Source organism: Candidatus Dependentiae bacterium (assembly GCA_003511165.1).
Lineage (GTDB): Bacteria > Babelota > Babeliae > Babelales > UBA12411 > UBA12411.
The window spans coordinates 55722-78858 of record DOJW01000002.1 but is presented as its reverse complement, the minus strand read 5'-3'; the positions used below and the strand labels follow the sequence as shown (position 1 = coordinate 78858).

At 31.4% G+C, this 23137-nt stretch carries 22 protein-coding genes and 1 tRNA gene; 6 read left to right on the top strand and 17 right to left on the bottom strand.

Features of this window, described 5'->3' with window-relative positions; translation table 11 throughout:
- Positions 1-5 precede the first annotated feature (5 nt).
- Entirely contained in the window at positions 6-497 is a 492-nt protein-coding gene (locus tag DEA20_01225; GenBank protein HBS47804.1) for a hypothetical protein, read from the top strand.
- Between the two features lie 15 nt (positions 498-512).
- Here DEA20_01225 and DEA20_01220 read toward each other — a convergent pair whose 3' ends face one another.
- From DEA20_01220 to cmk, 5 genes are all read right to left on the bottom strand, one after another.
- Positions 513-1001, bottom strand: coding sequence for a hypothetical protein (locus DEA20_01220; GenBank protein HBS47803.1), 489 nt, complete (start codon positions 999-1001; stop codon positions 513-515).
- The gene (locus DEA20_01215; protein ID HBS47802.1) at positions 998-1906 is read right to left on the bottom strand and encodes a hypothetical protein; all 909 of its coding nucleotides are present in this window, start codon (positions 1904-1906) and stop codon (positions 998-1000) included. The genes DEA20_01220 and DEA20_01215 overlap by 4 nt, the downstream gene beginning before the upstream one ends.
- 22 nt (positions 1907-1928) lie before the next feature.
- Positions 1929-2441, bottom strand: coding sequence for a GNAT family N-acetyltransferase (locus tag DEA20_01210; protein ID HBS47801.1), 513 nt, complete (start codon positions 2439-2441; stop codon positions 1929-1931).
- An 80-nt stretch (positions 2442-2521) separates the two neighbouring features.
- Positions 2522-4231, bottom strand: coding sequence for a threonine--tRNA ligase (locus DEA20_01205; protein HBS47800.1), 1710 nt, complete (start codon positions 4229-4231; stop codon positions 2522-2524).
- A 54-nt stretch (positions 4232-4285) separates the two neighbouring features.
- A complete protein-coding gene (cmk, locus tag DEA20_01200; protein HBS47799.1) occupies positions 4286-4933 on the bottom strand; it encodes a (d)CMP kinase in 648 nt (215 codons plus the stop codon).
- Between the two features lie 207 nt (positions 4934-5140).
- Here cmk and DEA20_01195 point away from each other — a divergent pair, with 207 nt between their 5' ends.
- The 4 genes from DEA20_01195 (at position 5141) to DEA20_01180 (ending at position 6979) form a co-directional block, all read left to right on the top strand.
- Complete coding sequence (locus DEA20_01195; GenBank protein HBS47798.1) at positions 5141-5482, top strand: hypothetical protein; 342 nt, start codon at positions 5141-5143, stop codon at positions 5480-5482.
- 48 nt (positions 5483-5530) lie between these two features.
- Complete coding sequence (locus DEA20_01190; protein ID HBS47797.1) at positions 5531-6088, top strand: hypothetical protein; 558 nt, start codon at positions 5531-5533, stop codon at positions 6086-6088.
- A 216-nt stretch (positions 6089-6304) separates the two neighbouring features.
- On the top strand, positions 6305-6685 hold the full coding sequence (locus tag DEA20_01185) for a hypothetical protein (protein HBS47796.1): 381 nt from the start codon (positions 6305-6307) through the stop codon (positions 6683-6685).
- Positions 6686-6796: 111 nt separating this feature from the next.
- Positions 6797-6979, top strand: a complete 183-nt coding sequence (locus DEA20_01180) for a hypothetical protein (protein ID HBS47795.1) — start codon at positions 6797-6799, stop codon at positions 6977-6979.
- Between the two features lie 42 nt (positions 6980-7021).
- Here the strand turns inward: DEA20_01180 and recJ are convergent, their stop codons facing one another.
- From recJ to DEA20_01150, 6 genes are all read right to left on the bottom strand, one after another.
- On the bottom strand, positions 7022-8815 hold the full coding sequence (gene recJ, locus DEA20_01175) for a single-stranded-DNA-specific exonuclease RecJ (GenBank protein ID HBS47794.1): 1794 nt from the start codon (positions 8813-8815) through the stop codon (positions 7022-7024).
- On the bottom strand, positions 8812-10305 hold the full coding sequence (gene lysS, locus DEA20_01170) for a lysine--tRNA ligase (GenBank protein ID HBS47793.1): 1494 nt from the start codon (positions 10303-10305) through the stop codon (positions 8812-8814). Before lysS ends, recJ begins: the two co-directional genes overlap by 4 nt.
- A 155-nt stretch (positions 10306-10460) precedes the next feature.
- Positions 10461-13301 carry a hypothetical protein gene (locus DEA20_01165; protein HBS47792.1) on the bottom strand — a complete coding sequence of 947 codons (2841 nt, stop codon included), beginning with the start codon at positions 13299-13301 and terminating at the stop codon, positions 10461-10463.
- 21 nt (positions 13302-13322) lie between these two features.
- Positions 13323-14747 (bottom strand): hypothetical protein, encoded by a 1425-nt coding sequence (locus tag DEA20_01160; protein ID HBS47791.1) that lies wholly within the window; start codon positions 14745-14747, stop codon positions 13323-13325.
- 78 nt (positions 14748-14825) lie between these two features.
- Positions 14826-15356, bottom strand: coding sequence for a hypothetical protein (locus DEA20_01155; GenBank protein HBS47790.1), 531 nt, complete (start codon positions 15354-15356; stop codon positions 14826-14828).
- Between the two features lie 35 nt (positions 15357-15391).
- Positions 15392-15467, bottom strand: a tRNA-Ala gene (locus DEA20_01150).
- Positions 15468-15569: 102 nt separating this feature from the next.
- Here DEA20_01150 and DEA20_01145 point away from each other — a divergent pair.
- Positions 15570-16967: a deoxyribodipyrimidine photolyase gene (locus DEA20_01145; GenBank protein ID HBS47789.1), complete on the top strand. Its 1398-nt coding sequence runs from the start codon at positions 15570-15572 to the stop codon at positions 16965-16967.
- An 86-nt stretch (positions 16968-17053) separates the two neighbouring features.
- On the opposite strand, the gene DEA20_01140 is transcribed toward DEA20_01145, so the two are convergent.
- The 6 genes from DEA20_01140 to DEA20_01115 form a co-directional block, all read right to left on the bottom strand.
- Entirely contained in the window at positions 17054-17554 is a 501-nt protein-coding gene (locus DEA20_01140) for a hypothetical protein (protein HBS47788.1), read from the bottom strand.
- Between the two features lie 113 nt (positions 17555-17667).
- Entirely contained in the window at positions 17668-19305 is a 1638-nt protein-coding gene (locus DEA20_01135) for a hypothetical protein (GenBank protein ID HBS47787.1), read from the bottom strand.
- A gap of 30 nt (positions 19306-19335) precedes the next feature.
- Complete coding sequence (locus tag DEA20_01130) at positions 19336-19968, bottom strand: hypothetical protein (protein ID HBS47786.1); 633 nt, start codon at positions 19966-19968, stop codon at positions 19336-19338.
- A 109-nt stretch (positions 19969-20077) separates the two neighbouring features.
- Positions 20078-20359 (bottom strand): hypothetical protein, encoded by a 282-nt coding sequence (locus tag DEA20_01125; protein ID HBS47785.1) that lies wholly within the window; start codon positions 20357-20359, stop codon positions 20078-20080.
- Between the two features lie 56 nt (positions 20360-20415).
- Entirely contained in the window at positions 20416-21318 is a 903-nt protein-coding gene (locus DEA20_01120) for an RNase adapter RapZ (GenBank protein HBS47784.1), read from the bottom strand.
- 19 nt (positions 21319-21337) lie between these two features.
- Complete coding sequence (locus DEA20_01115) at positions 21338-23119, bottom strand: hypothetical protein (GenBank protein HBS47783.1); 1782 nt, start codon at positions 23117-23119, stop codon at positions 21338-21340.
- Positions 23120-23137: the final 18 nt, after the last annotated feature.

Here is a 23137-nt window from a genome sequence, read left to right as displayed (position 1 = left end):
TTCAGATGTTAAAAATAGACAAAAAAACTATATGTAATTTTAGCGACACTTTTGATTCTCTAAAAGAAAAAATTGTAGGATGCGACTACTCCATTTTTTTTCAAGCTAAGACATTTACTTATTCTGAAGGAACAATTTTTTCTTTCGAAAATATGAAAGAGCTTTATCCTGATGATTTCACAAAAGGTAAATTTAATGAGATTTTTTTTGAAGATGCAGAAAACTATATAGATGATTCTGTCAATTATTTAAGTTACGATAAATTTAAACAAATAAATCTCGCAAAAGACCCTGCAAAATTTAAAAATGATTTGATAAATGAATGGCAAAACAGCTTTTGGGAAACAGCTTCTTCTTTAATTAAATTACCACCTGAATGCGTTTATAAATATGAGCCATATGACGGATTATTTACAGGTAATGCGATGTGGGGATTTTGTTATATTTTTCTCAATAACGGAAAAGGTTTATTGATAGGTGGAGGCGCTTCTGGCTAATAAAAAATAATACGACTAATCCTCGACGCTCCCGTATAGAATTAATCCTTCATTATCACTTAAAAATACAAAACAAAAATTCCAAAATGTACATGATAAAAAACAGTCTACATTATCAAGTTTATATACCTTTTTTATAGAAGATGGCATAAACGAAAATACAATTTCCCAATATTCTTTTTGATCTGATAACATTTTTTTTAGTTTATCTTTTGTTAGTTCAAATCCATCAGGGCTAAAGAGATGCGCTTCGTCATTGTCAAATCCTATACATTCATCAATTTCTTTTTTTGCATCTATAAATTTTATCAAAGAAAAATTACTATAGGCCAGGTCATCCTCAGGAAAAAGATCTTTTAAATTATCAAAGGAAAAAGTTGAATCCACTGTAAATTTAAAGGTTTCGCCTGATATAAAAGCAACATAATTGCACCCTTGTAACCTGTCTGCTAAGGGATTTAATTTATCATATAAACTTATTACCGAATCTTTTAATATTTTCATAATACTTTCTCTTTTATCTTTGAATAAAATTCATTTAAATTTGCATTTTCAGGCAAACCAGAAACTTGCCCATCCCCTATTTCAATTATTTTCCATTCGCCACTTTCGGTTTGAGCAATATCTATTGTAAAAAAGGAGCTTTGAATCTTTGAGGCAAGATCAACAAATTGCTCAAAGTTTGGCCAAGTTTCAGAGTAATCACCCTCATCCCAGTAATACATTGTTGCAAGCAATTTTCCGTTTAAGAAAAAAATTCTAAATTCTTTTGTAAGAGGCATATTGCTTTTTGGGTGAAAGCTTAAAAAAGATAATTTTAAAAATTCTCGAAAAACAACACCTTTATTTAATTCATTACCTTGCCGCTTCAAAAAATTATTAAGTACTCTTGTAACTTCATTTTCGTCTGAAGCGTTTGGAATATAGCAAGCATCAAGCCATTCATGTTTTCTTGATTTCACATAATCTTTGATAATTATGGGAGATGACCTGAATGTAGTTTTTAATTCCTCAAAAATCATATCGCGATTTTCATCTAATTGTTGCTTGGTAAACCAGATTGTTTTTGCAGTTAAATCTTTAATAATTTCATAATTTTCGGGCAAATAATGGCAATGAATATAGCTTTGCGGTGAATTTATTAATTTTATATTTTTTGAAATAAGCGCATCATACAAACTTGAATATTTTTCAGGCGTTAGCATCCAACCTCTGTACAAAGCCGTCATAAGTGTTTCTTGCGACGGTATATTTTTTATTGCTTTGACTATGTTGTTAAAGTAAATCAATTCTTCAATATTAATGAGAAAAACATCTAAACCTAATTTCTTTGCAACATTATATTCAGCTTCATAAATAGGATCAGAGCTTTTTTGGTCTATAGGATTACAACAAAATATTATTTTCATCAATTTCTCAATTTTATTTTAATCAATCTTTATAGTTCGGATTAAACCAACCCATTAAAATATCATCTTCAAAACCGCCGTTAACATTTCTAATTTTTTTTACAAATCGACCTTCATTTACAAAACCTAACTTTTTATAAAGATGCGCACTTCTGCTATTTGATTCTCTATGCACTAATTCAACTTTCAAGATATGTGGAAAATCACTTTTTATAAGTTCAAGAAATCGTGTAAAAATTGCAGTTCCTAATCCTTGCCCTTGACAAGTTGGATCAACAATAATTGTCAAATCTGCCATAACATGAGAAAACACTTTTAAAGGTGAAGCATATCCATGAAACTCAGCGACAATTTTGCCTCCATCACAAGCAACCAAAGATAAGCCACTTTCCCAAGATTTGGATAAAAAGCCTTCTACATATTCTTTAGTTATTTCGTCTTTTGTTCTTGCAAGACCACCTTCGATTGCAGCGACTCTTTTATAAAGCTCAAATATTTTTTCAATATCTTCTTTTCTAGATTTTCGTATTTCCATTTTAAGATAACCTTTCAACAATTATACCTACTAAAAAGGGCTGTATTTCTACAGCCCTAATTTTACAAAACAAAGTTTATTTAAAACTTCATAAGTTCTTTTGCCCGAGCGATCAAAGCATCAAGAGTTAAATCTGCTTCTTGCTGTCCATCTGAATGTCGCAGAGTAATTGTTTTGCTTTCTTGTTCTTTTTTACCCACAACAAACATCCATGGAATTTTGGCTAACTGTGCATCACGAACTTTCGCAGATATTTTGTCGTTTGAATCATCAAGTTCTACATAAATTCCGTTTTTGCTAAGTTGCTCAAAGATCTCTTTGCCATATGCTTGTTGATCTTGAGTAATTGTTAAAATTCGAACTTGAACCGGTGAAAGCCAAAATGGCAATTTACCTTTGTAATGTTCTAAAACAATTCCCATGAAGCGTTCAAGAGAACCATAAATTGCACGGTGAATCATAACTGGAACTTTTCTACTTTGATCAGAATCAATGTACTCTTGCTTGAAGTTTTGAGGTAAGAAGAAATCGATCTGAACCGTACCACACTGCCAATCTCTGCCCATTGCATCTTCAATCAGCATTTCAACTTTTGGACCGTAGAAAGCACCTTCACCCTCTTTGATCCTAAATTCGTAACCTTGATTTGTGAGGGCTTTTTTGAGAGCTTCTGTTGCAAAATCCCAACCTTCTTTGGTTCCGATTGATTTTTCAGGTCTTGTAGCAATCGCCATTTTCACTTTTTCAAAACCAAATTTGCCGTACAGTTTTCTTGCAAAATTTATTACGCCTTCAACTTCTTGCAGCAATTGTGCTTCTGTGCAAAATATATGTGCATCGTCCTGTGTAAAACCACGAACTCTAAACAAACCATGTAAAACTCCTGACAGCTCATGACGGTGAACAAAACCAAACTCTGCCATGCGAAGTGGTAACTCTCTGTACGAGTGCGGCTTTTCATTGTACACCATTATTCCGCCTGGACAGTTCATAGGTTTTATGCAGTTTGCTTCTTCATCAATTGTTGTAAAATACATATTATTTTTGTAATTGTCGTAATGTCCTGATATTTTCCAAAGCTTTTCATTCATGATTAATGGAGTTTTTACTTCGCTATAATCTGTACTTTGAAGATAACGGGAAAATTCGATCAATTTATTGTAAATTCGCAAACCTTTATCGTGGAAAAATGGAAAGCCTGCAGCTTCATCATGAAATGAGAACAGATCAAGTTGTTTTCCTATTTTGCGATGGTCATAAAGTTTTGCATCTTCAAGTCTTTGCAAATATTTTTCAAGATCATTTTGAGTTTCAAATGCAATACCATAAATTCGCTGCAGTGCGTCTTTGGTTTTGTCTGCGCGCCAGTAGGAACCAGAAACAGCTGTTAATTTGAAATACTTGATTTCACTCGTGGAGTTAACATGTCCACCCTTGCAAAGATCGACAAAATTTCCTTGTGTATAAATTGAGATCGGATCTTCGACATCATTTATTATTTCAAGTTTATATGGATTATCTTTGAAAAGTTTTTTTGCTTCTTCTTTTGAGATTTCTTTTCCGACAATTTTAAAATCTTGTTTTGCAAGTTCATGCATTTTTTGTTCAATAATTGGCAAATCTTCTTCGCTCAATGTTTTGTCCATTTTAAAATCGTAGAAAAAGCCTTCATCCTTGACAGGCCCGATAGTGAGTTTAGTAGTTGGATAGAGCTCTAAAACAGCTTGAGCTGCTAGATGGGCTGCGGAATGGCGAAGATTGTATAGTTTTTCATTTTCTCTTTTTTCCATATCTCTATCCTTATTTTAAAATGGTTAAACAACAAAAAATATTTTACACCTTTTTTAGTGTTTTAGATAACTCAAAAATTTTTCTACAGTTTCTTCGATGTTCAAATCTGAATTATCGATTACGACTGCATCTTTTGGAATTATTAACGGTGCCACAGAGCGTGATTGATCTCTGCCGTCGCGCTCACTCAAACTAGAATTGGCTTCTTGCAAACTTATTTTGTCGCCGGCGCTTTTGCGCAAAGCTCGAACCTCAAGCGACGCTGTCAGAAAAAATTTGTAATCAGCTCCTGGGAAAATAACCGTTCCACAATCTCTTCCATCTGCAATCACGTCATGCTCTTTTGCAATATTTCGCATAAGCGCATTTAACACATCGCGAATGGCTGGGTTCGTACTAACTTTTGACGTCAACTGATCAACAATCGGATTTTTCAACAAAGAAGTAATATCTTCTCCTTTATAAATTATTTTGGGTGATCCATTTTCATATAAATATTTTATTTCTGCCACAAAACCAAGATCTGCCAAAGTCAAACTGGAAAAAAGCTGTGGAACAATTTTAAACTTTTCAACCAAAATGTAAGCAACTGCGCGATAAAGCAAACCGGAATAGATGTAATAAAAACCAAGATTTTTTGCAATAATTTGCGCTACAGAGCTTTTGCCACTTACAGAGGGTCCATCAATCGTAATAATCATAAAAATCTCCTGCAATTTAAAAATTTTTAAAAAACTTACTTGAAATCCTAACTCTTAACAGTACGAATTTCAACTTAAACTCAGAATATTTTTAATACCCGTTTTTGTTTTACATCTATATAAAAAACTGCAAAACTATGCACTGATAAAAAATGGAAATATTAATCTCAAAATATTAAGAATTAAATGATATAAAAAAGGATTTTTATGAAAAATATAATTAAAATCGGAATGTTAGCAACATCACTAATTCCATGTTTTGTTTTAGGCGAAGCTACTACAAATTCGCCAACAAACATTAATTCAAAAAGTCAAAACCACTATGAAGATTTACAAAAGCTTGTAAAAGACATCTTAATGCATGCAGATCGAGAACCAAAAAACGAAACGGTAACTCTTTCTCTTGAAGATTATAAAAAACTAACAGGAATAGATCCTACACAAACAGGTGTCACATCCGATGTTAATCATCCCCCTTACAATATAATAACTCTACCTCTAGAAGATTTTAAAAAACAAACAGAAATCTATCTTTCAAAAGCACAATAATAAATAAAATAAGAATCCAATAATATTTAAATAACAAAGGAAATATTTATGAACAAACTACTTAAAGTCGGAGTTTTCATAGCATCATTAATCACATGTAAAGTTATTGCAACACCCCAAGAAGTCGCCGCAATAAAAGAAGAATTTGCATCAATTCAATGCGATAGAAGTATGCAAACATTTGAAAATTGGGTACATCTTTATGCTCAAATAACAAAAAAAGATGCAAATTTAACTTCAGAAGAACAAGCCCATCTTTCACATATTACAAAATCACTAAAAACCTCAATCGTTAAAGAAATAAAAGCAAATGAACCGGAACTGAAAAAAATAGCTGCTGCGCAAAACAGGCCTGATTTATTAGTTCTTTTAAAACATGACAAAAAAGCTTATGCAGCTTTTACAAAAATTGTAATGACATTAGTTTGGGCAGGAATGGGAATAACGGCTGGTTTAATAGCTGCAGCATTATGGTGCAATCCAGAAGTTGTTTCAGAGATTTTACACTGCATGTTTGGTCCCGTTGGAATATGGGTAACAATTGGAACAACTGCAGGATTAACCTACGCAATTAAAGAATATTGGCTCGAAGTAGAGTTATGGTAAAACCAAATTTTTAATCTTTTAAAGAGGCGTCCAAATTGGGCCGCCTCTTTTCTTTTATCTATTCAAATCTCAAACAAACTCAAATGTCGAAATAACTTTACAAAAACGGTATTTCAAATAATTTTTATTAAATTTACTTTGTTGAATGCAATTTTATAAAATTTGCAAAATTACACCAGAGTAAAAAAATAACTTTTATAACAAAAAGGAATTATTATGAACAGCTTGATTAAAATTATAGTTTTAGCAACATCAATGATTTCATGTAATATAATAGCAATTCCAAGAGGGAAAACTCCCCCCCGAAAAAACGAATCAATACAAATCCATATACGCCCGGAAATATGTCAATTTGATGCAGAATATAATCTACTAAAAAAAGATCAAAGCATTAATACAGCATTTTTTACCATTCTTCATGCTAAAATTTCATATTGGTGTTTCGTTAAAGAAATACCATTAACATTGGAAGAATTCGCATTTATTACAATGCTTTTAGAAAAAATTGATGAATCAATAAGTACTCGCCTACACCAGCAAGAAGTCATACGCTCTGCTGAACAATTACGTGAAAATCAATTTCAAACACAACGTTAAAATTTTTTTATTATATTTACTTCGTGAAATACAATTTTATAAAGTTTAAAAATCGCACCAAGAGAATTTTTTACTTGAAAATTATTAATTAAATATCTAAAGGAGATTAAAATGAGTTGCTGTAACGATAAAAAAGCACCTTGCTGTGGCGGTAATAAACCAGAACAAAAACATGATGACAAAATGAAACCTTGTTGCAAATGTGGAAGACCTGGCTGTAAATGTGGAGCTGGAATTTGCGACATGGATAAATCAAAAAACAAAATGCCACATCAACAACCACCTAAAAAATAAATATAAAAAAAGAACCCCGGACTAAAAATCCGGGGTTCTTTTTTATTTATTAACAATAACATCTAAACCTTCAAGTTCGATAGAACTTCTTCCTTGCCATTCATTCACAGAAACAGATCCTACAAATGAAAAACTTTTTTCTCCAATTTCACTCAATGTCTGGTACAAATCTTGACGATCAAAGAAAATTACAGGCTTAATAACGCCATCTGAAAAAACAGAAATTTTCACATGCTTATCTTTGAGAAGCTGTGGAGCTTTTAACAATGTAACATTTTTAATGAAAAAAACAGGTTGTACATTTTGATTACCAAAAGGTTCGAGCATAACAAGATCTTCCACTAATTTACTGTTTACATCTGATAGTGACAGCTCTGCATCCACCTCAACTTTTTGCATCAAATCATAAGGCGTCAACTCTTTTGTGATTTTTTCTTCAAGTCGCTCTTTTAGTTTTGGTAAATTTTCATGTTTTAATGAAAGTCCAGCTGCACAAGAATGCCCACCAAAAGTAAGTAATAAATCTTCATTTTCTTTTAAACATTCGAAAACATTAAACGCTGGAATTGATCTACATGAACCTTTTAAAATCCCATTTTCTACCATGTGAAATAAAAATGCTGGACGGCCAAAACTGTGCATTAGTCTTCCCGCAACAAGTCCAATAACTCCAGCAGGCCAACTCATAGCACTTGCGATTATCACATTTTCTTTTTGCAAATCAATCTTTTTTTGATTAATTGCACAAACAATTTCTTCATAAATTTCACGTTCAATTTTTTTGCGCGCTTCATTCATCTCGAAAAGCGTTTTTCCGATTTGATCTACTTCATCTTTGTCAGAGCTGATCAAAAATTTAACAGCATCACGTGGATCGGATAATCTGCCAAGCGCGTTAAGTTGCGGTGCTATTTTGAAACCAATATCAAGAGAATTAAACCTACTTTTTTCAAGTTTGCTATTTAGCGCAAGAACATTTATCGCATAACTTCTTTTTTGATTAATTTTTGCAAGACCAAACTGCACCCAAAATCGGTTTTCACCGGTCAAAGGCATAACATCTGCAACGGTACTTAACATCAAAAGTTCATATGCTTTAGGCGGAAGCTGCAAACTACGTCTTTCATAAATCAAACTTAAAAGTTTAAAAACGACTCCGGCGCCAGAAAGTTTTTTGTAAGGATAAAGACAATCTGATTGATTTGGATCAACAATCGCTAATGCTTTTGGCAAAATTTCATGAGGCAAATGGTGATCGGTAATTATCAAATCTATTTTTTGTTTAGCGGCTTCTTTTGCAGCATCGAATGCTGTGATGCCATTATCAACAGTAATTATCAATTTAAAACCGGCAGCCGCTGCATTTTTAACAACTTTTTTCGAAAGACCATAACCATCGATTGCGCGATTAGGTAAATGAAAATTTATTTTCGCACCAAGCGGTAAAAGACTGCTCATAAATAATGCAGTTGCCGTTATACCATCTACATCATAATCGCCAAAGACTAAAATTTTTTCTTGATTTGTTATCGCTTGCAAAATTCGCTCAACTGCAACATCTGCACTTTTGAGCAATAGCGGAGAATGTGTATCTTTTTCAAAAGAGCTAAAAAGAAATGATCGAATTTGTTCTTCTTGCGTAAATCCCCGATTATACAAAACCTGTGCGATAGGAATCGAAATATTAAATTTGTTTGCAATCTCTACAACGCGCGAAAAATCACTTTTTTTTAGCTGCAATAAAAATTTTTGCCCCCAGATGCAATCCACACCTGAAGGCAAAAATTTTTCTATTTCTTTTGCAGATCTTTGATGTTTATTTTTCACCGCTTTTATTCTTTAATATTTTTCATCGCTGGAAATAGAATGACATCTTTGATAGATGAAGTATCTGTTAGAAACATTGTAAGCCTATCGATTCCAAGACCGACACCAGCTGTTGGAGGTAAACCATACTCAATAGCTTTTACAAAATCTGCATCATAAGCATGAAAACGTTCTTGATCAGCATCTGTTAGTTGCTTCTTAAATCTACTTGCCTGATCAATCGGATCATTTAACTCTGAATAACCATTTGCTGCTTCCATACCACCTATAAATAATTCAAAACGAGCAGCACTAAACGGATCTTTAGGATCGCGTTTTGCAAGTGGTGAAATTTCAACTGGATACTCTGTAATAAATGTAGGTTGAATTAGTTTACGTTCAACACATTCTCCAAAGAGAATAGATAATTTCTCTCCATAACTAACATCATTTTTGGGAACATCAATATGATTATCTTTAAGCACCTTATCAATATTTTCAGGAGATATTTCAGATTTGCTAAAGCCACCGATTTGTAAAATAGAATCTACCATTGTAAGTCTTACGAAAGGCTTCCCAAAATCAAGTTCATTTTCATTAAACATCAATATTGAACTGCTAAAATTTTCATTAATCACACGCTTGATCATTTTTTCTGTAAAATCCATTCCATCTTTGTAATTTCCATATGCCATATAAAACTCTAGCATTGTAAATTCTGGATTATGCCTTGTAGAAACACCCTCATTTCTAAAATTTCTGTTAATCTCAAAAACTCTATCAAGACCACCAACAACTAATTTCTTCAAATAGAGCTCTGGTGCAATTCGTAAAAATAGATCCATATCATAAGCATTATGATGTGTAACAAATGGCTTTGCAGTTGCTCCACCAGCGATCGGATGTAACATTGGTGTTTCAACTTCCAAAAATCCATTATCAAGTAAAAATTTACGAATAGACTGAGTAATTTCTGAACGTTTTATAAATTTTTCGCGGCTTTGAGGATTGGAAATCAAATCAAGATAACGTTGACGATAACGTTGCTCCAAATCTGTAAGACCATGAAATTTTTCAGGAAGCGGATGCAAACATTTGCTTTGCATTTCTATAGCATCAACACGAAGCGTAATTTCACCCATTTTAGTTCTAAAAAGAGTTCCGCTACACCACATCAAATCACCGATGTCGAAAAACTTTTTAAAAATTTCAAAATTTGCATCACCCAAAATATCTTGTTTAATATAAAGCTGAATTTTGCCAGATCTATCTTGTAAATCTGCAAATATCGTTTTACCGTGCTCACGAACGAGCATTAATCGACCCGCGATGGAATACTTTTTAGAAGCATCAAGATCTTGCTCGAATAAACTTTTGATAGACGCACAACTCTCAGATGGAGACTTGAATTCACTTGGCCAAGGCTCAATACCCTGTTCTCTCATCGCCTTAACTTTTTCACAGCGAACCAAATGTTCATTTGCCGCAGAAATCGGATTTTGCTGCAAATCTTTTTCCATTTTTTCCATGATAATCCTCAAAAAAGGTTAAGAATTGTAAAACAAAAATTTTAACATCTGGTTAGTATAAAATCTGCTTTGGAAAAAAGCAAAATAAGGATTTTTAACAAAAATAAAACCCCAGCGATTGCGACCGGGGTTTTATTTTTGTTCGATTATTTTTTAGGAAGAGGCGGAGGTGGTGGAGGCGGAGGAGTTACGCCTGGAGTTGGAGTTTTGGATGGCACAGAAGGTGATTGTCCTGAAGATGTTTCCGGTGCAATAGACGCAGCAATAACCCCTAATTGCTCAGCAACACCTTTCAAGTATTTTATCAACGCATTATCAGGTTGCGTCGAAATAATTAATTCCAACTTGGCTTTTGCATCTTTATAATTTTTTGTCTGCAACGCGCTAACTACAGAATCCAATTTACTAACCCATTTAGAGTAAGCATCTCTATTTTGCTTTCTTGGAAAATCAGAAAGAAAAAAATTCCCTCCACCATCATTTAAATCTTCCAGATTTTTATTAATCTCATCTATGGAAAGCACAAGTTTCTTCTTATAAAAACTAGAAATTAAATCCAGCAATTCTACAATAACTCCACCTAAATTACCTTTTTTATTATCAGCAGGGGCAACTATTGCAGGAGAAACTGCATCCGCAACCGACAAGCCAAGAGCTTTTAGATGCTCAATCATATTTTTCTTAACAGCTTCTTTTTCAGCTTGATCTTTAACTGTAGCTGCTTTTTGAACATCTATGATCAAACTACCCATTTTGCCTTTAAATTTACCATTCGAATCAAGCTTTAAACCTCTTATCGAATATTTATATTTCTGTAAATTTATAATATTTGAAGCTACTTTTTTATCATCACGTTCTTCATCTTTTGTTAATGTAAATTGAACATTACTTGGGATTTCACCTTTATCTAACGCAGAAAACGCTAGTGTTAATAAAGCCGACAAATCAGGAATGTTTGTTACGCTATCAAAACCACTAAGCTTTCCTCTGTATTTAGTATTAAATGCATCAAATATTTTGAAAATAACACCATGTGCACCTATCAGATTATAAAATTGCAACTTTTGTTCTTCTTTGATTTCATCAACTAATTTCAATAAAACAAACGCTTGCAAAGCATCTTCATAAGTTGCATATTTTCCAACTAGCTGGTTTTTCAAATCTTTACCGGTCAAACTTTTTAAGCTGCTAACAAAATCTTCTGCTGTTTTTGAATCTCTAAATAATGCAGCAACTTTAAAACCTTTAAGTTTTTCATCTATGATTAAATCTAATAATTTAGTAAGAGCTGGTTTTTCCGCATCTTTTATAGGTGCTAAAGCAGCTAATAAACTTTCAAGATCGGTCTTAAACATCTCTTTTTGTTCTGGCAATATGCTTTCATTTAATTTTTTGATTACAGCTGCTATTTTATCAGACAAATTAATATTTTGACGTTTAGCAATAGCATCTAAATTATTTAAAAATTTTATCGCACTAACCAAATTATTATTTTTTGCAAAATCAGCAATAATATTTCCTAAAGCAGCTGCTTCCGATTTTTGTTTACTTTCTCTAAATTGTTTAATTTTATTTTTTAGTATGTTTTGAACAACTTGAAGTTGCGCTGTTTTACCTGGAGCAAATAATCCTTCAGAGCTATCAAAATAAATTCTATCCATTGAAGGTTTTATTTGTTTTAAAAAAGATTCTGCCGCTTTATCATCGCTTAAACCATCCTTATCAGCCTTTTCAACAATTTTTTTAATTTTTTCATCACTTAAAAAATTAAAAAGGCTAGTAAATTGCATCTTTGGTTCATCCTCAAATAAACCTTTTACGGAATAAAATTTAGGATTATTTTTTAGACCTTCTAAATTTTTTTTCCAGTCCTCAACAGTAGTTACCCCCTCAACCGTAGCATTAAGAGCTTCATCTGAAGTTTCCTGCTGGCTTACAGAAAGAATTTGTATTAATTCATCTCTTGTTTTACTTCGCGCAAAGGCAAGAATTGCGTTCCTAAAAATTTTATCTATATTTTGTACAATTCCATCTAATTCTGCTTTATGCTCATCCTTAAAAAATAAAATTTCTTTTATTTTTTGCAAAACATCATTTTTGAATTTTTCTAAAAACTTTGCCAATTTTGCATCAGAAACAAAAGATTTTAAACCTTCCTCTAAATTTTTATCTTTAACAAAATTTTTCAAATATTCTACTAATTTTCCAGAATCTTTCCCTTTAATTGAAATTGAAATTTTAGAAAGATCAATATCTGTATTTTTAAATATTGCTTCAAATTGTTTTATAACTTCATTATCAGCTGATCTTTTTTCTGCATCTGTTAATTCAGATTTGACTGGACCTGGAGTAGGGGCAATAGGCGTCGGTGCAGGAGCTGGCTTAGATCCCGGAGCAACTGGTGGCACAGGAGGAGGCGGCGGAGTTCCTCCTTTAGGTGGAGATGGTGGAGTAGGCACTATGCCACGACTTTGCATATTGACATATATTTTAGAAATCAAATTAAGCGTGTCTTCACTTGGAGAAGCAGAAGCTCTTGCTATATTTTTTGCAAGCGTATTTGTATCTATTGTTGCGTTTGGATTACCAGCCAAATCTTTTAAATATTTTGTCGCCTCTTGCAATGTCACACCATAAGACCTATCTAAATCAACGGTGCTTGTTTGACTTTTAGATGAAGGTTCAAGTTTTTCATTAGCTTTGGCGACAAGTGTAATTTCTTCTCTGCTAAGACCGGAAGATTTTACATCCGTCAATATTCGCGTCATATAGCTTTCTACTTCTGTAGGCTTAAGTGTCATTTTGCCTGATATAAAATCTTGTAATTTTGCAATAGCCTCTTGTCTTGTCACTCCATAAATTTTAGTTAATTGTTCAGCAGAAGTTACTGTTGGTTGAGGTTGCGTTGAAGTTCCTCCACCGGTAACAATCACACGCGCTTCCAATTGTGAAAAAAAAATAAAAAATAAAACACTTATTTTTTTCATCAAAAACTCCCTTTATAAAATTTAAATCGCAAAAAATAACTGTAAAAATAAACCCCATTTTGCAAGTACATTATTGTTAGGAGCAAATTCATAATTTGCTCCTAAATCTACCGCTACGGGATAATCTTTCCACTTTCCACTCAAATCAACAGCAGCAAAAATTTTATGCGAACATGCCGATTGATGCCTTGCAGAATTTAGATTTAAATTGCTTGCCGGAATAGCATTAAATCCTTCAGCAGAAGTGGCTCTCGGGGTTGCAATAGTAGCAGAAGACTGAATATTTGCGGATGTTGCACTAGCAATTCCTATATTTTCGCTCCATGGATTTCGTAGAGAAATTTTTTCACATTCTCTTGCCCAAAAGTTATATCCCGTTTCAAAATTAAAAGATTTATGTTTGTAGTGAATAGCTGCAAGGAAATTTGTGGTAGAACGAGGTGTAATATTCATCTCTTTTGTAAAATAATTAATTCCAGAAACAACCACACCTGGAGTTAATTGATCAAAAACAAGTAAATATCTACTCCAAGGACCATTTGAAATTAAGTCAAAAGAACGAAGTTCTGTTGACTTAAAAAGATAATGATAATCTAAATTCCCAAGAATATTTAATTGATTTTCACTATCTTTAAAAAAATTTAAATCTCCATGAACACCACATCCAAGTCCAAGATGGCATGCATTACCAATCAATGGTTCAAATATATATTCACATTTTGGTTTATAACCAGTTGGAATTATTAAACTTCCATAAAAAGAAAAAAGCTTCTCTTCTTTTTGTATAAAATCATAACCAAATTTGAAATCTATATCTGCAAGACCTGCTAATCGCTGTGTTCCTTTGTTTATTTTTCCATATTTCAAAAATAGGCTGTTATTTAAAGCACCTGCAGCATTTGTATTCGCATCAGAAGTTGTATTGGTTTTATACTGCTGATTTAAAACATCATACTCTCTCAGATTTGCATTTGTCTTAATTTCAACAAATGGTAAATTTGCACTAACCCACAGCCGCTTGTTAACAAAGTCTAGCTCCTTACGCAATTTGGTATAAACTCCACATTGCCTAAAGACTGGACTAAGTCTAATTTTAGATTCAAAAGTATCCCCAAAAGAACTACTCTCGATTTTCAACCAATCTGCAGAAATATCAGGTGTTCCAGAAGCACCTGCATCTTTTATAGCTAAACTCTTCTTATAATCTGGGAAAAAATATTGTTTAATATCAGACTTATTTGTGGATTGTTCATAAAAAAAATTGTTATCAATTTGGAAATCAACTTTAGATTTCAGAGTATGCGATCGGTGTAAACTCATACTCTTTTCAAGAACATTATCTTGCAATATTGGACGTGGCTTAAAAAAAGTTTTGGATGTTGCACTATGCAAATTAATAGTGCAAATCAAACTTGCTATAACAACTCTTAAAACATATTTATTCATATATATATCCTCATTAATTTTGTTAAACAATGAGAAATATAAAAAAATAATAATTAAGAAATCAACACAATATTAGATTTAAACATTTCCATGCGTATTAAGTACTAGAATAAAATCGTTAAACAAAAAGATAACTGTCGCTATGATCGAAGCAAGACGAAAAAAAACACCTAACAATCGAAAATTGATGTTTCTTTTTTTAGTACTGTTTTCCAAAATAATGCCATAAAAAGTTGCAATAAATGATGTTAAAATTACCGGCCAATAATAACCTAAATCTGTAAGCACACTATAAAGCGATTGCGTTGTAGCAGTTCTAAAATACATAAATGGAAAAATATGATAACTGATAAAATTACCCAAAATAGCAAGAGTCCAAGTAACAGCAGGTGGATATAACATTTTTTTAGAAGTAATAAATTCATATGGTATTTTTATAACTACATTTCCAGTTGCAAAAGGAAGACAAAGCACAAAAAAAGTCCATGCTAAAAAAGTAGTATGAAATGCGCTAGTCCAACCATAATTTGCAGCCAAATCTCTTGAATAAACCAAGATAAGAAGGCCTACAAAAATAACTTTTTGAATTTTTAAAAGTAAATTTTTCATTTTTTGATCCCGCGCCAAATATTTTAAATTAAATTTGGTGGAGCTAACCGGGATCGAACCGGTGACCTCATGAATGCCATTCATGCGCTCTACCAACTGAGCTATAACCCCTAACTTTTAAAGATATTCTATAAAGCTATCAAAAATATCAAGAATTTTTTTATCTTTATAAAATAAAAGTTATTATACAAAACTTTTTAATTGGAGAATAGTATGATTTCAAATAAAAAATATAAACGTTCCATTTTCATTTTTCACCGAAATTTTCGCCTTGATGATAACCTTGGTTTGTTAAATGCCGCAAATTTAAGCTCCGAAATAATACTTATATTTATATTTACCCCAAATCAAATTGAAAAACAAAACAAATTTAAATCAGAGCGAGCAACAAAATTCATGATCGAATGCTTACAAGATTTAAAAGATCAAACAAAAAAAATTGGCGGCAAAATTTATACGTTTTATGGAGAAAACAAAAAAATAATTACGAATTTAATAAAAGAAGAAAAAATAGAAGCAGTTTTTTCAAACAAAGATTATACACCTTTTGCACGAAATAGAGATGATCAAATAATACAACTATCTAAAAAATTAAATTTTGATTTTCAAACAATTGATGATTCACTTTTAAATAATCCAGAAAGTATAAAAAGCAAAGATGGTAAAATTTTTAAACGATTTAGTTTTTACTATAAAAATGCATCAATCCTTCCGCCTCCCCTACCAACTCGACTTGAACAAGAACTTAAAAAATCAAAATGCAATTTTTTCAACAAAAAACTTAAATCAAATAAGTTTGAAATAAACGAAAAAGATTTTTCAAAATTTTATTTCTACAAAGAAAATCTAATCATAAAAAGCGGTAGACACGAAGGATTAAATATTTTAAAAAACTTAGATAAAAATTTCTCAAATTACGCAGACACTATAAAAAATATTTCTAAACATAAAACAACAATGTTATCCGCTTATATAAAATTTGGAGTTATTTCAATACGTGAAGTTTTTTATGCGGCTAAAAAAATAAAAAATCTAAAAAGTCGTGAAAGTCTTATTCGTCAACTTTATTGGCATGATTTCTTTTATTACATTGCATACCATTTCCCTTTTGTTTTTGGCAAAAATTTAACACCTACAATCTGGTGGGATAAAGAAGTAGCAGCAAAATCAAAATCTCAAACTAGTAAAACATTAAATTTATGGAGAAATGGCGAAACAGGATTTCCTATAATTGATAGCACAATGCGAGAGTTGAAACAAACAGGATACATTTCAAATAAACTTCGACTAATTGTTGCAAATTTTTTAACACAAATTCTTCTCATCGACTGGAGAGAAGGCGAAAAATATTTTGCACAAAATTTGATCGATTATGATCCAGCAATAAACAATGGTAACTGGCAATGGACAGCAGGAGTCGGAACAGATTATTACAAACACAGAATATTTAATCCCTGGACGCAACAAAAAAAATTGGATCCAAAATGCGAATATATCAAAAAATGGATTCCAGAAATTAAAAGTATCGAAAATAAAGATTTACATAACTGGTATAAAAATTGGAATCAATATAAAAACATAAAATATCCAAGACCTATCATAAATTTTTAAATAAATTTAAATTTATCTCTCAAAAAATTAAGAGCGATATTTTTTACACATCGCTCTTTTTAGTTTTTATAAGATATTTACAACGCTTATTTCAAACCATCTTGCAAATGCTTGATATTTTTATTTTCATCAACAGTCCAGATATCATAAACACCTTTGCCTAATAAATCACAAACCGCAGCGGCAACAAAACCACTTTTGTTTGCAAATGTTTGAGAAAGTGCTTCTTTAGGCGCTTTTGCTTTTCCTACAAAATATGTCATATTTTCTTGCCCATCACTGTTAAAACCATATGTGTAATAGAAATTTTTATCTTTGCCCTCTTGATATCCAGCAGGTTGCCAATTCAAACCGCCCTCTCCATTCAAATTTGTAGAATATTCTCCATTTTCAGAAAAATATATCTGCTCTGCTGTATAAAGAGCTGTAAGATTTGCAGCAACTTCAACCTGTTTTGCTTTTGCAAGATATTTAAAATAATTTGGAACCGCAATCGCAGTAAGAACTGCGATAATACCTATAACAACCAAAAGTTCAATCAATGAAAATGCTTTCTTTGACTGCAACCCTGCATTGTAATATCTCATAACTACTCTCCTTTTTCCGACAAAATTATGAGAAAATTTTAAAATCGTTCCTACAGATACTAAATGATAATTTTTTTATAAATCAATACTTTGAGAAATTGTTTTTTATTTATTTATTTTTTATTTGCAAAATAATTACAAAAATAAAGCAAGATAAAACTAGCTAAAACTCCGACTAGAAGAGGAATGAAAATCGCAATAAATTTTCCATATTTTATTAAAATACCAGATAAAAAATATGATAGTAAAGTTGTAACAAATAATGGAATCAAATACACAGTCTGTGTTTTCACATGATCCAAGTGGTATGATTTGGTTGCACCAGATGCTAACACAGTAGTATCTGCAAGCGGTGAAATATGGTCTCCAATAATTGATCCCGAAATAATAGAACCAATAATTGGATATAAAATTAAAATATTATTTATATCAACAGGAGTATGATAATGAAGAAACTGTGGGATCATAGGAACAACCATAGGTATCAAAATTGCAATCGCACCCCACGAAGAACCCATAACAAAAGAACATAAAGTTGCTAAAACAAATAATATTGGCGGTAAAAAATTTACATTAACTCTACCGACCAAAAGCTGTGATAGATAGCCACCAACGCAAAGATCATTTTTTAACATATCACTAAAAGTCCATGCCAAAATCAAAATCAAAATTGGAGCTTGCATCATTTGGACGCCATCCCAAATGATAAATAAAATTTGTTTAAACTTTATTTTTTTTAAAAATATAAAATAAACGGCACTCAACAACATTGTAAGCATGCTGCTATAAAACAGTACAACATAAATATTTGCTTGTTTTAACGCTTCAATAAAATAATTTTTACCACCCAAAATATAAAAATCTCCAGAATAAAAAATTCCAAAAACTACAAACAACACCAAAATAAGCATTGGCAAAATAAAATCAAATATCGAACCATTTTTATTTTCTAAATGTTTAACATGCGATTCATCAAGAGCTTTTTTTCCCCCATATAAATTTCCTGTTTTTAGAGCAATCTCCTCCTGCCTACCCATTGGCCCAAAAGAAATATTTTGCGAAATAATATAAAACACAGATAAAAGAACAATCACGGGATAAAAATAAAAAAGAATAGAGTTTAAATAAACCCAAAAAGAATCGCTTGATATTATAGTTGCGCTAGTTATTTTATCCGAGATTCCAGCTTTTTGCAGAGAAGAATCGATCGCAGCAAACCAAACAGAAATAGGAATCAATGCACAAATTGGTGCTGCTATAACATCTACAATGAATGCAAGTTTTACGCGTGGAAGTTTTAATCTATCAAAAATAGAAGTCATAACAGAACCTGTCGTCAAACAACTAAAATAATCGTCTATTCCCAAAAGCACTGATAAACCTACAGCTCCATATTGTGCTTTTTTAGCATCTTTAAATTTTTTACTTACAAAATTGGTATATGCATAAATACCGCCGCTATGCTTTATAAGCGAAATTATTATTCCCAAAATAAACAAAAAAAGAATAATAAATAAATTTTTATTTTCTAAAAAAGTTTGCCACGAAAAAATAGAATCTAATTCTGTAGAATAAATAAATTTTTGAGGAATAATTGCGATAGTTTTATAAATTGAAAAATTATTGATTATCGCAGAGGCAGAAAATATTCCGATGAAAAGTGAAAGTAATGGACGATGAGTGAGAAAGGTAAAAAAAATAGCAAGTAAAGGCGGAATTAAAATGATCCAACTCTGTATACCAATCTCCATCTTCCCCCACCTTTACCCACTAAATAAAATTTATTTTTTACTTTCTTCTTTTGCAGCATTACTTACTAAATAACTGCTGACCGCTTCAAGCTGTCTTAATTGAAGATTAAATCCATGATCATACTGAGAGAAAAGAATTGATAAATCTTTTTTTCTTTTTCTAATAAAATTTTTCAAAGATTTTGAAATATTTGCTACATGCTCATGAAATGTCAATTTTGAATTTTTATCAACTTTGATCTCTGCTGGATGATCTGCTCCCAAAAACTTTGTATAGTAATTGATGTAAAAATTTATTTCTTCGATATAAAACTGTGACAAAGTATTATATTTCAAAAAGCTTTCATTAAACTTATGAAATGCTTCATCGTTTATTTTTACAGAAGAATCGATTTTTAATTTTTCAATCAAATTTCTTATTTTATCGCATTTGTCGATAACTTGTTGATGACCTTTTCCTAAATCGTTTTTTGCAGCCTCTAGATCTTTGATTGTACTTGCAAGTTGATTTTTCAAATCTAAAGTCAATTCTACAAAAGGAATCGATTTTAAATTCTTTTCATTTTCACCATGTTTGCAATTTTCATCACAAACGTGATCAGATGGAGTTAAAGATGGTTGAGTTTGATCTAATAAGGTATCGTTATTATTTGTTAATTCCATAAAAGCTCTCTGTTAAAAATTAAATTTTAGAAACAAATTTTTGAATGCTGTTTATTTTAAAGAGTTATTCGAAAAATATCAAAATATTATCTAAAAATCGCTATTAAATTTATTTAAAAACATAAACTAATTCATCCTTCTTACCCAAATAAAGCTCCTGCCTCGCTGCTCGTTCAAGATAAAAAGAATCATTTTCAAAATTGAAAATATCTTTTTTAAGTTGTTGATTTTCACATATCAATTTAGATTTTGTAAATTGCGCCATAGCAACTTCCTTGCGCAATTTCAGATATGAAAAAAAACTATTTTTACCAAAAAATATCATCCCTAAAAAATAGACTCCAAGGGCGGATATAACAAAAACTTTTAAATAATTTTTTGTTAATTTCAATTTACTACTCCATTCAAAAAACTACTTCTTTACTACTTCACCTAATTTTTCCAAATTTATTCTTTGCCAATATCACGATGGCAAGCAACGAAACGTACTCCATCCCAATTTTGCTTACTTAATTGCTCTACAAAAGCAACAGAGCGATGTTTACCACCGGTACAGCCGATTGAAACATTAACAAAAAATCGCCCTTCTTCGTAATATTTTTTAAGCGAATACTGCAAAAAATCTTGTAATTTCTGCATATACTCAGTCGTTACTGGATAGTCAAAAATATATTGTTGAACTTTTTCGTCTCTTCCATCAAGCGGTTTTAATAATGGAACAAAATATGGATTTGGCAAAAATCGCAAATCATAAACCAAATTGCTATCAGAAGGCACACCATATTTAAATCCGAATGAAATTAAATTTACATGCATCTGTTTTAGCTGCTTTTCTAAAAATGAATTACGTACCCAATTGCGCAATTCATGAATATTGAAATTATCTGTATCCAAAATAACATCCGCTATTTCCATGAGTGGAGATAACAACAATTTTTCTTCAGCTATTGCATCCGTAACAGATTTATCATGTCCAAGAGGATGGATTCTTCGAGTCTCCTGAAAACGTCTAATCAAAGTTTCATCGCTTGATTTTAAAAAGATTATTCGAAGTTGGTACATTCCTTCAGCTTCTAATTTTTTTATTCTTTTAAAATCTTCCATCAAATCGTTAAAAAACTTTTTTTCTCGAGAATCAATACCAAGAGCTATTTTTAAAAGATCATTTTGAGAATGAAAAGCAAATTGCAAAAATTGAGAAATAAGAGGAACGGGAAGATTATCAACACAATAAAAACCAAAATCTTCAAAAGCTCGCATAACAACATTTTTACCGGCGCCAGAAAGCCCCGTAACTATCAAAACTTGTCTTGTAAATTTTTTCTCAAAACTATCTATCATATAATTCATATCTATTCCTAAACAACCCTCATGGGAAACAATGAGGAAATTTACTTGCCACCGAAAGCTTTGAACATTTCATATCAAAAGGCCAAATAGCTCCAAAATAAAGTGGATAAAGCTGCGGTATAAATGATCTTACAACAAAAACTCCACTTTTTTCAAATACCTTAGGAGTAGTATCCACTAAATACCAATTAAAACCCTGTTTTTTCACTTTAACTTTCAATTCATCAAAGTTTTTGGGCCCATCACATTTAACATTTTCTTGACTCTTTGAATTTAAAATAACTTTTAAAAACTTTAAATGTGGCAAAACTTCTGGATGCTGATAAAAATAAAAATGATCTTCTGGGATATCAAATTTTTTAAAACTTTCTAAATCAATTCCTTTTTCAAGCCATTTTGGATCTTTTTGAAATCGTGCAATAAAGTTTAAAATACCTATTTTAAGCTCGCTAAATGCTTTCGTTTTTGCTGATTCGAGATCAAAATCTGCGGATGCCCCAACAATTATTGCCGGATATCCATCCTTTTGAGAAGAGGATAAATAAGCTAAAACTACAGGAACATTGAGTGGGGATGATAAAAGTAGAAATTTTATATAAGTTTCAACATTTAAATTGTCTTTAATAAAATTAACAATCAGATCCATCTCTTTTTGTAGCTTTTTTGCCACTTTCAAAACGATACAGTTTTCAGGTTTACTCCACCAGCGAATAAATGCATCTCGCTCGACAAGCTCCAAAACTGATTTTTCTGCAGCTTTTTCAAAATTTGAATGTGCCGCAAATCCATTACTTGTAGAAGAAATTGCACATTTATTTAAATCAAGTCTATTTGCCGTCAAAAATTTTTCACTATTAAAAATTGTTTGTAAAGGAATTAAAACAGCCTTTTCCGCAGTAACATCAATCGCTATAGTCGTATATTTTTCAAGATCATTTTCAAATTTTTTATCTACTAACTCTTTTTTAAATTGTTTTTTAAAATCACCCATAGATGCAAAATGCAAATCTTTTTCATCTTTATAAGATATAAAAATTGGCGAATTTAAAGATAAATTGCGCAAAGCATATCGCTCTACAAACTCCATCACAGCTTTTATAGCCGCAATCTTTTCATCTTTATCATGTCCACCACAAAGCATCATACTATCTTGCTGTGATTTGGCAGGTAAAACAGCAAGCAAAGTTGATAAATAACTATCCTTTAAAAAATCATTTTCTAAACCACTTCCACAAAAGGTCGCAAATAACAGACTATAAGGAGAACTTTTTGCTAAATATTTTTTTTTGAAAACTTCTAAATCAAATTGAGTTTCTTTTTGAGACAATTTTTGGCTAAAATTTTGCAAAGCACGTTTTGCATATTTTGGATATATCTTGTTTTGCAGATTTAAAATTTCTCTTTTGCTACACACACTACAAAAGTCTAAAACTACATCTTTCACTTTATCGATTTGCTTTGTATGCAAATCCAATATTGTCCAATATTTATCGCTAATTTTGTAACTTTGGAAAAATTCTAAAACTTTTTTCAAAACTTCTGCATCAATTTTTTTGCATAACTTTTTTTTGATTTTAATGTTTGGGTTTAAAAATGATTTTTTATTTTTTGAAAAGAAATAAATTTGATCAAAGCAGCAGCTACAAAACTTATTTTTCCCCTTCTTTAACCAAACCTGATCGCAATCACAAATAACAGATATCTCGTTTGGAATCATTTTGCCGCGAATCTTGAAATAATTATTTTGAAATCTTTCTAGAAGATATGAGTTTCTGTTAAAGTTAACTTTTAAGTTTTGCATAGTTAAAAACCAATTAAA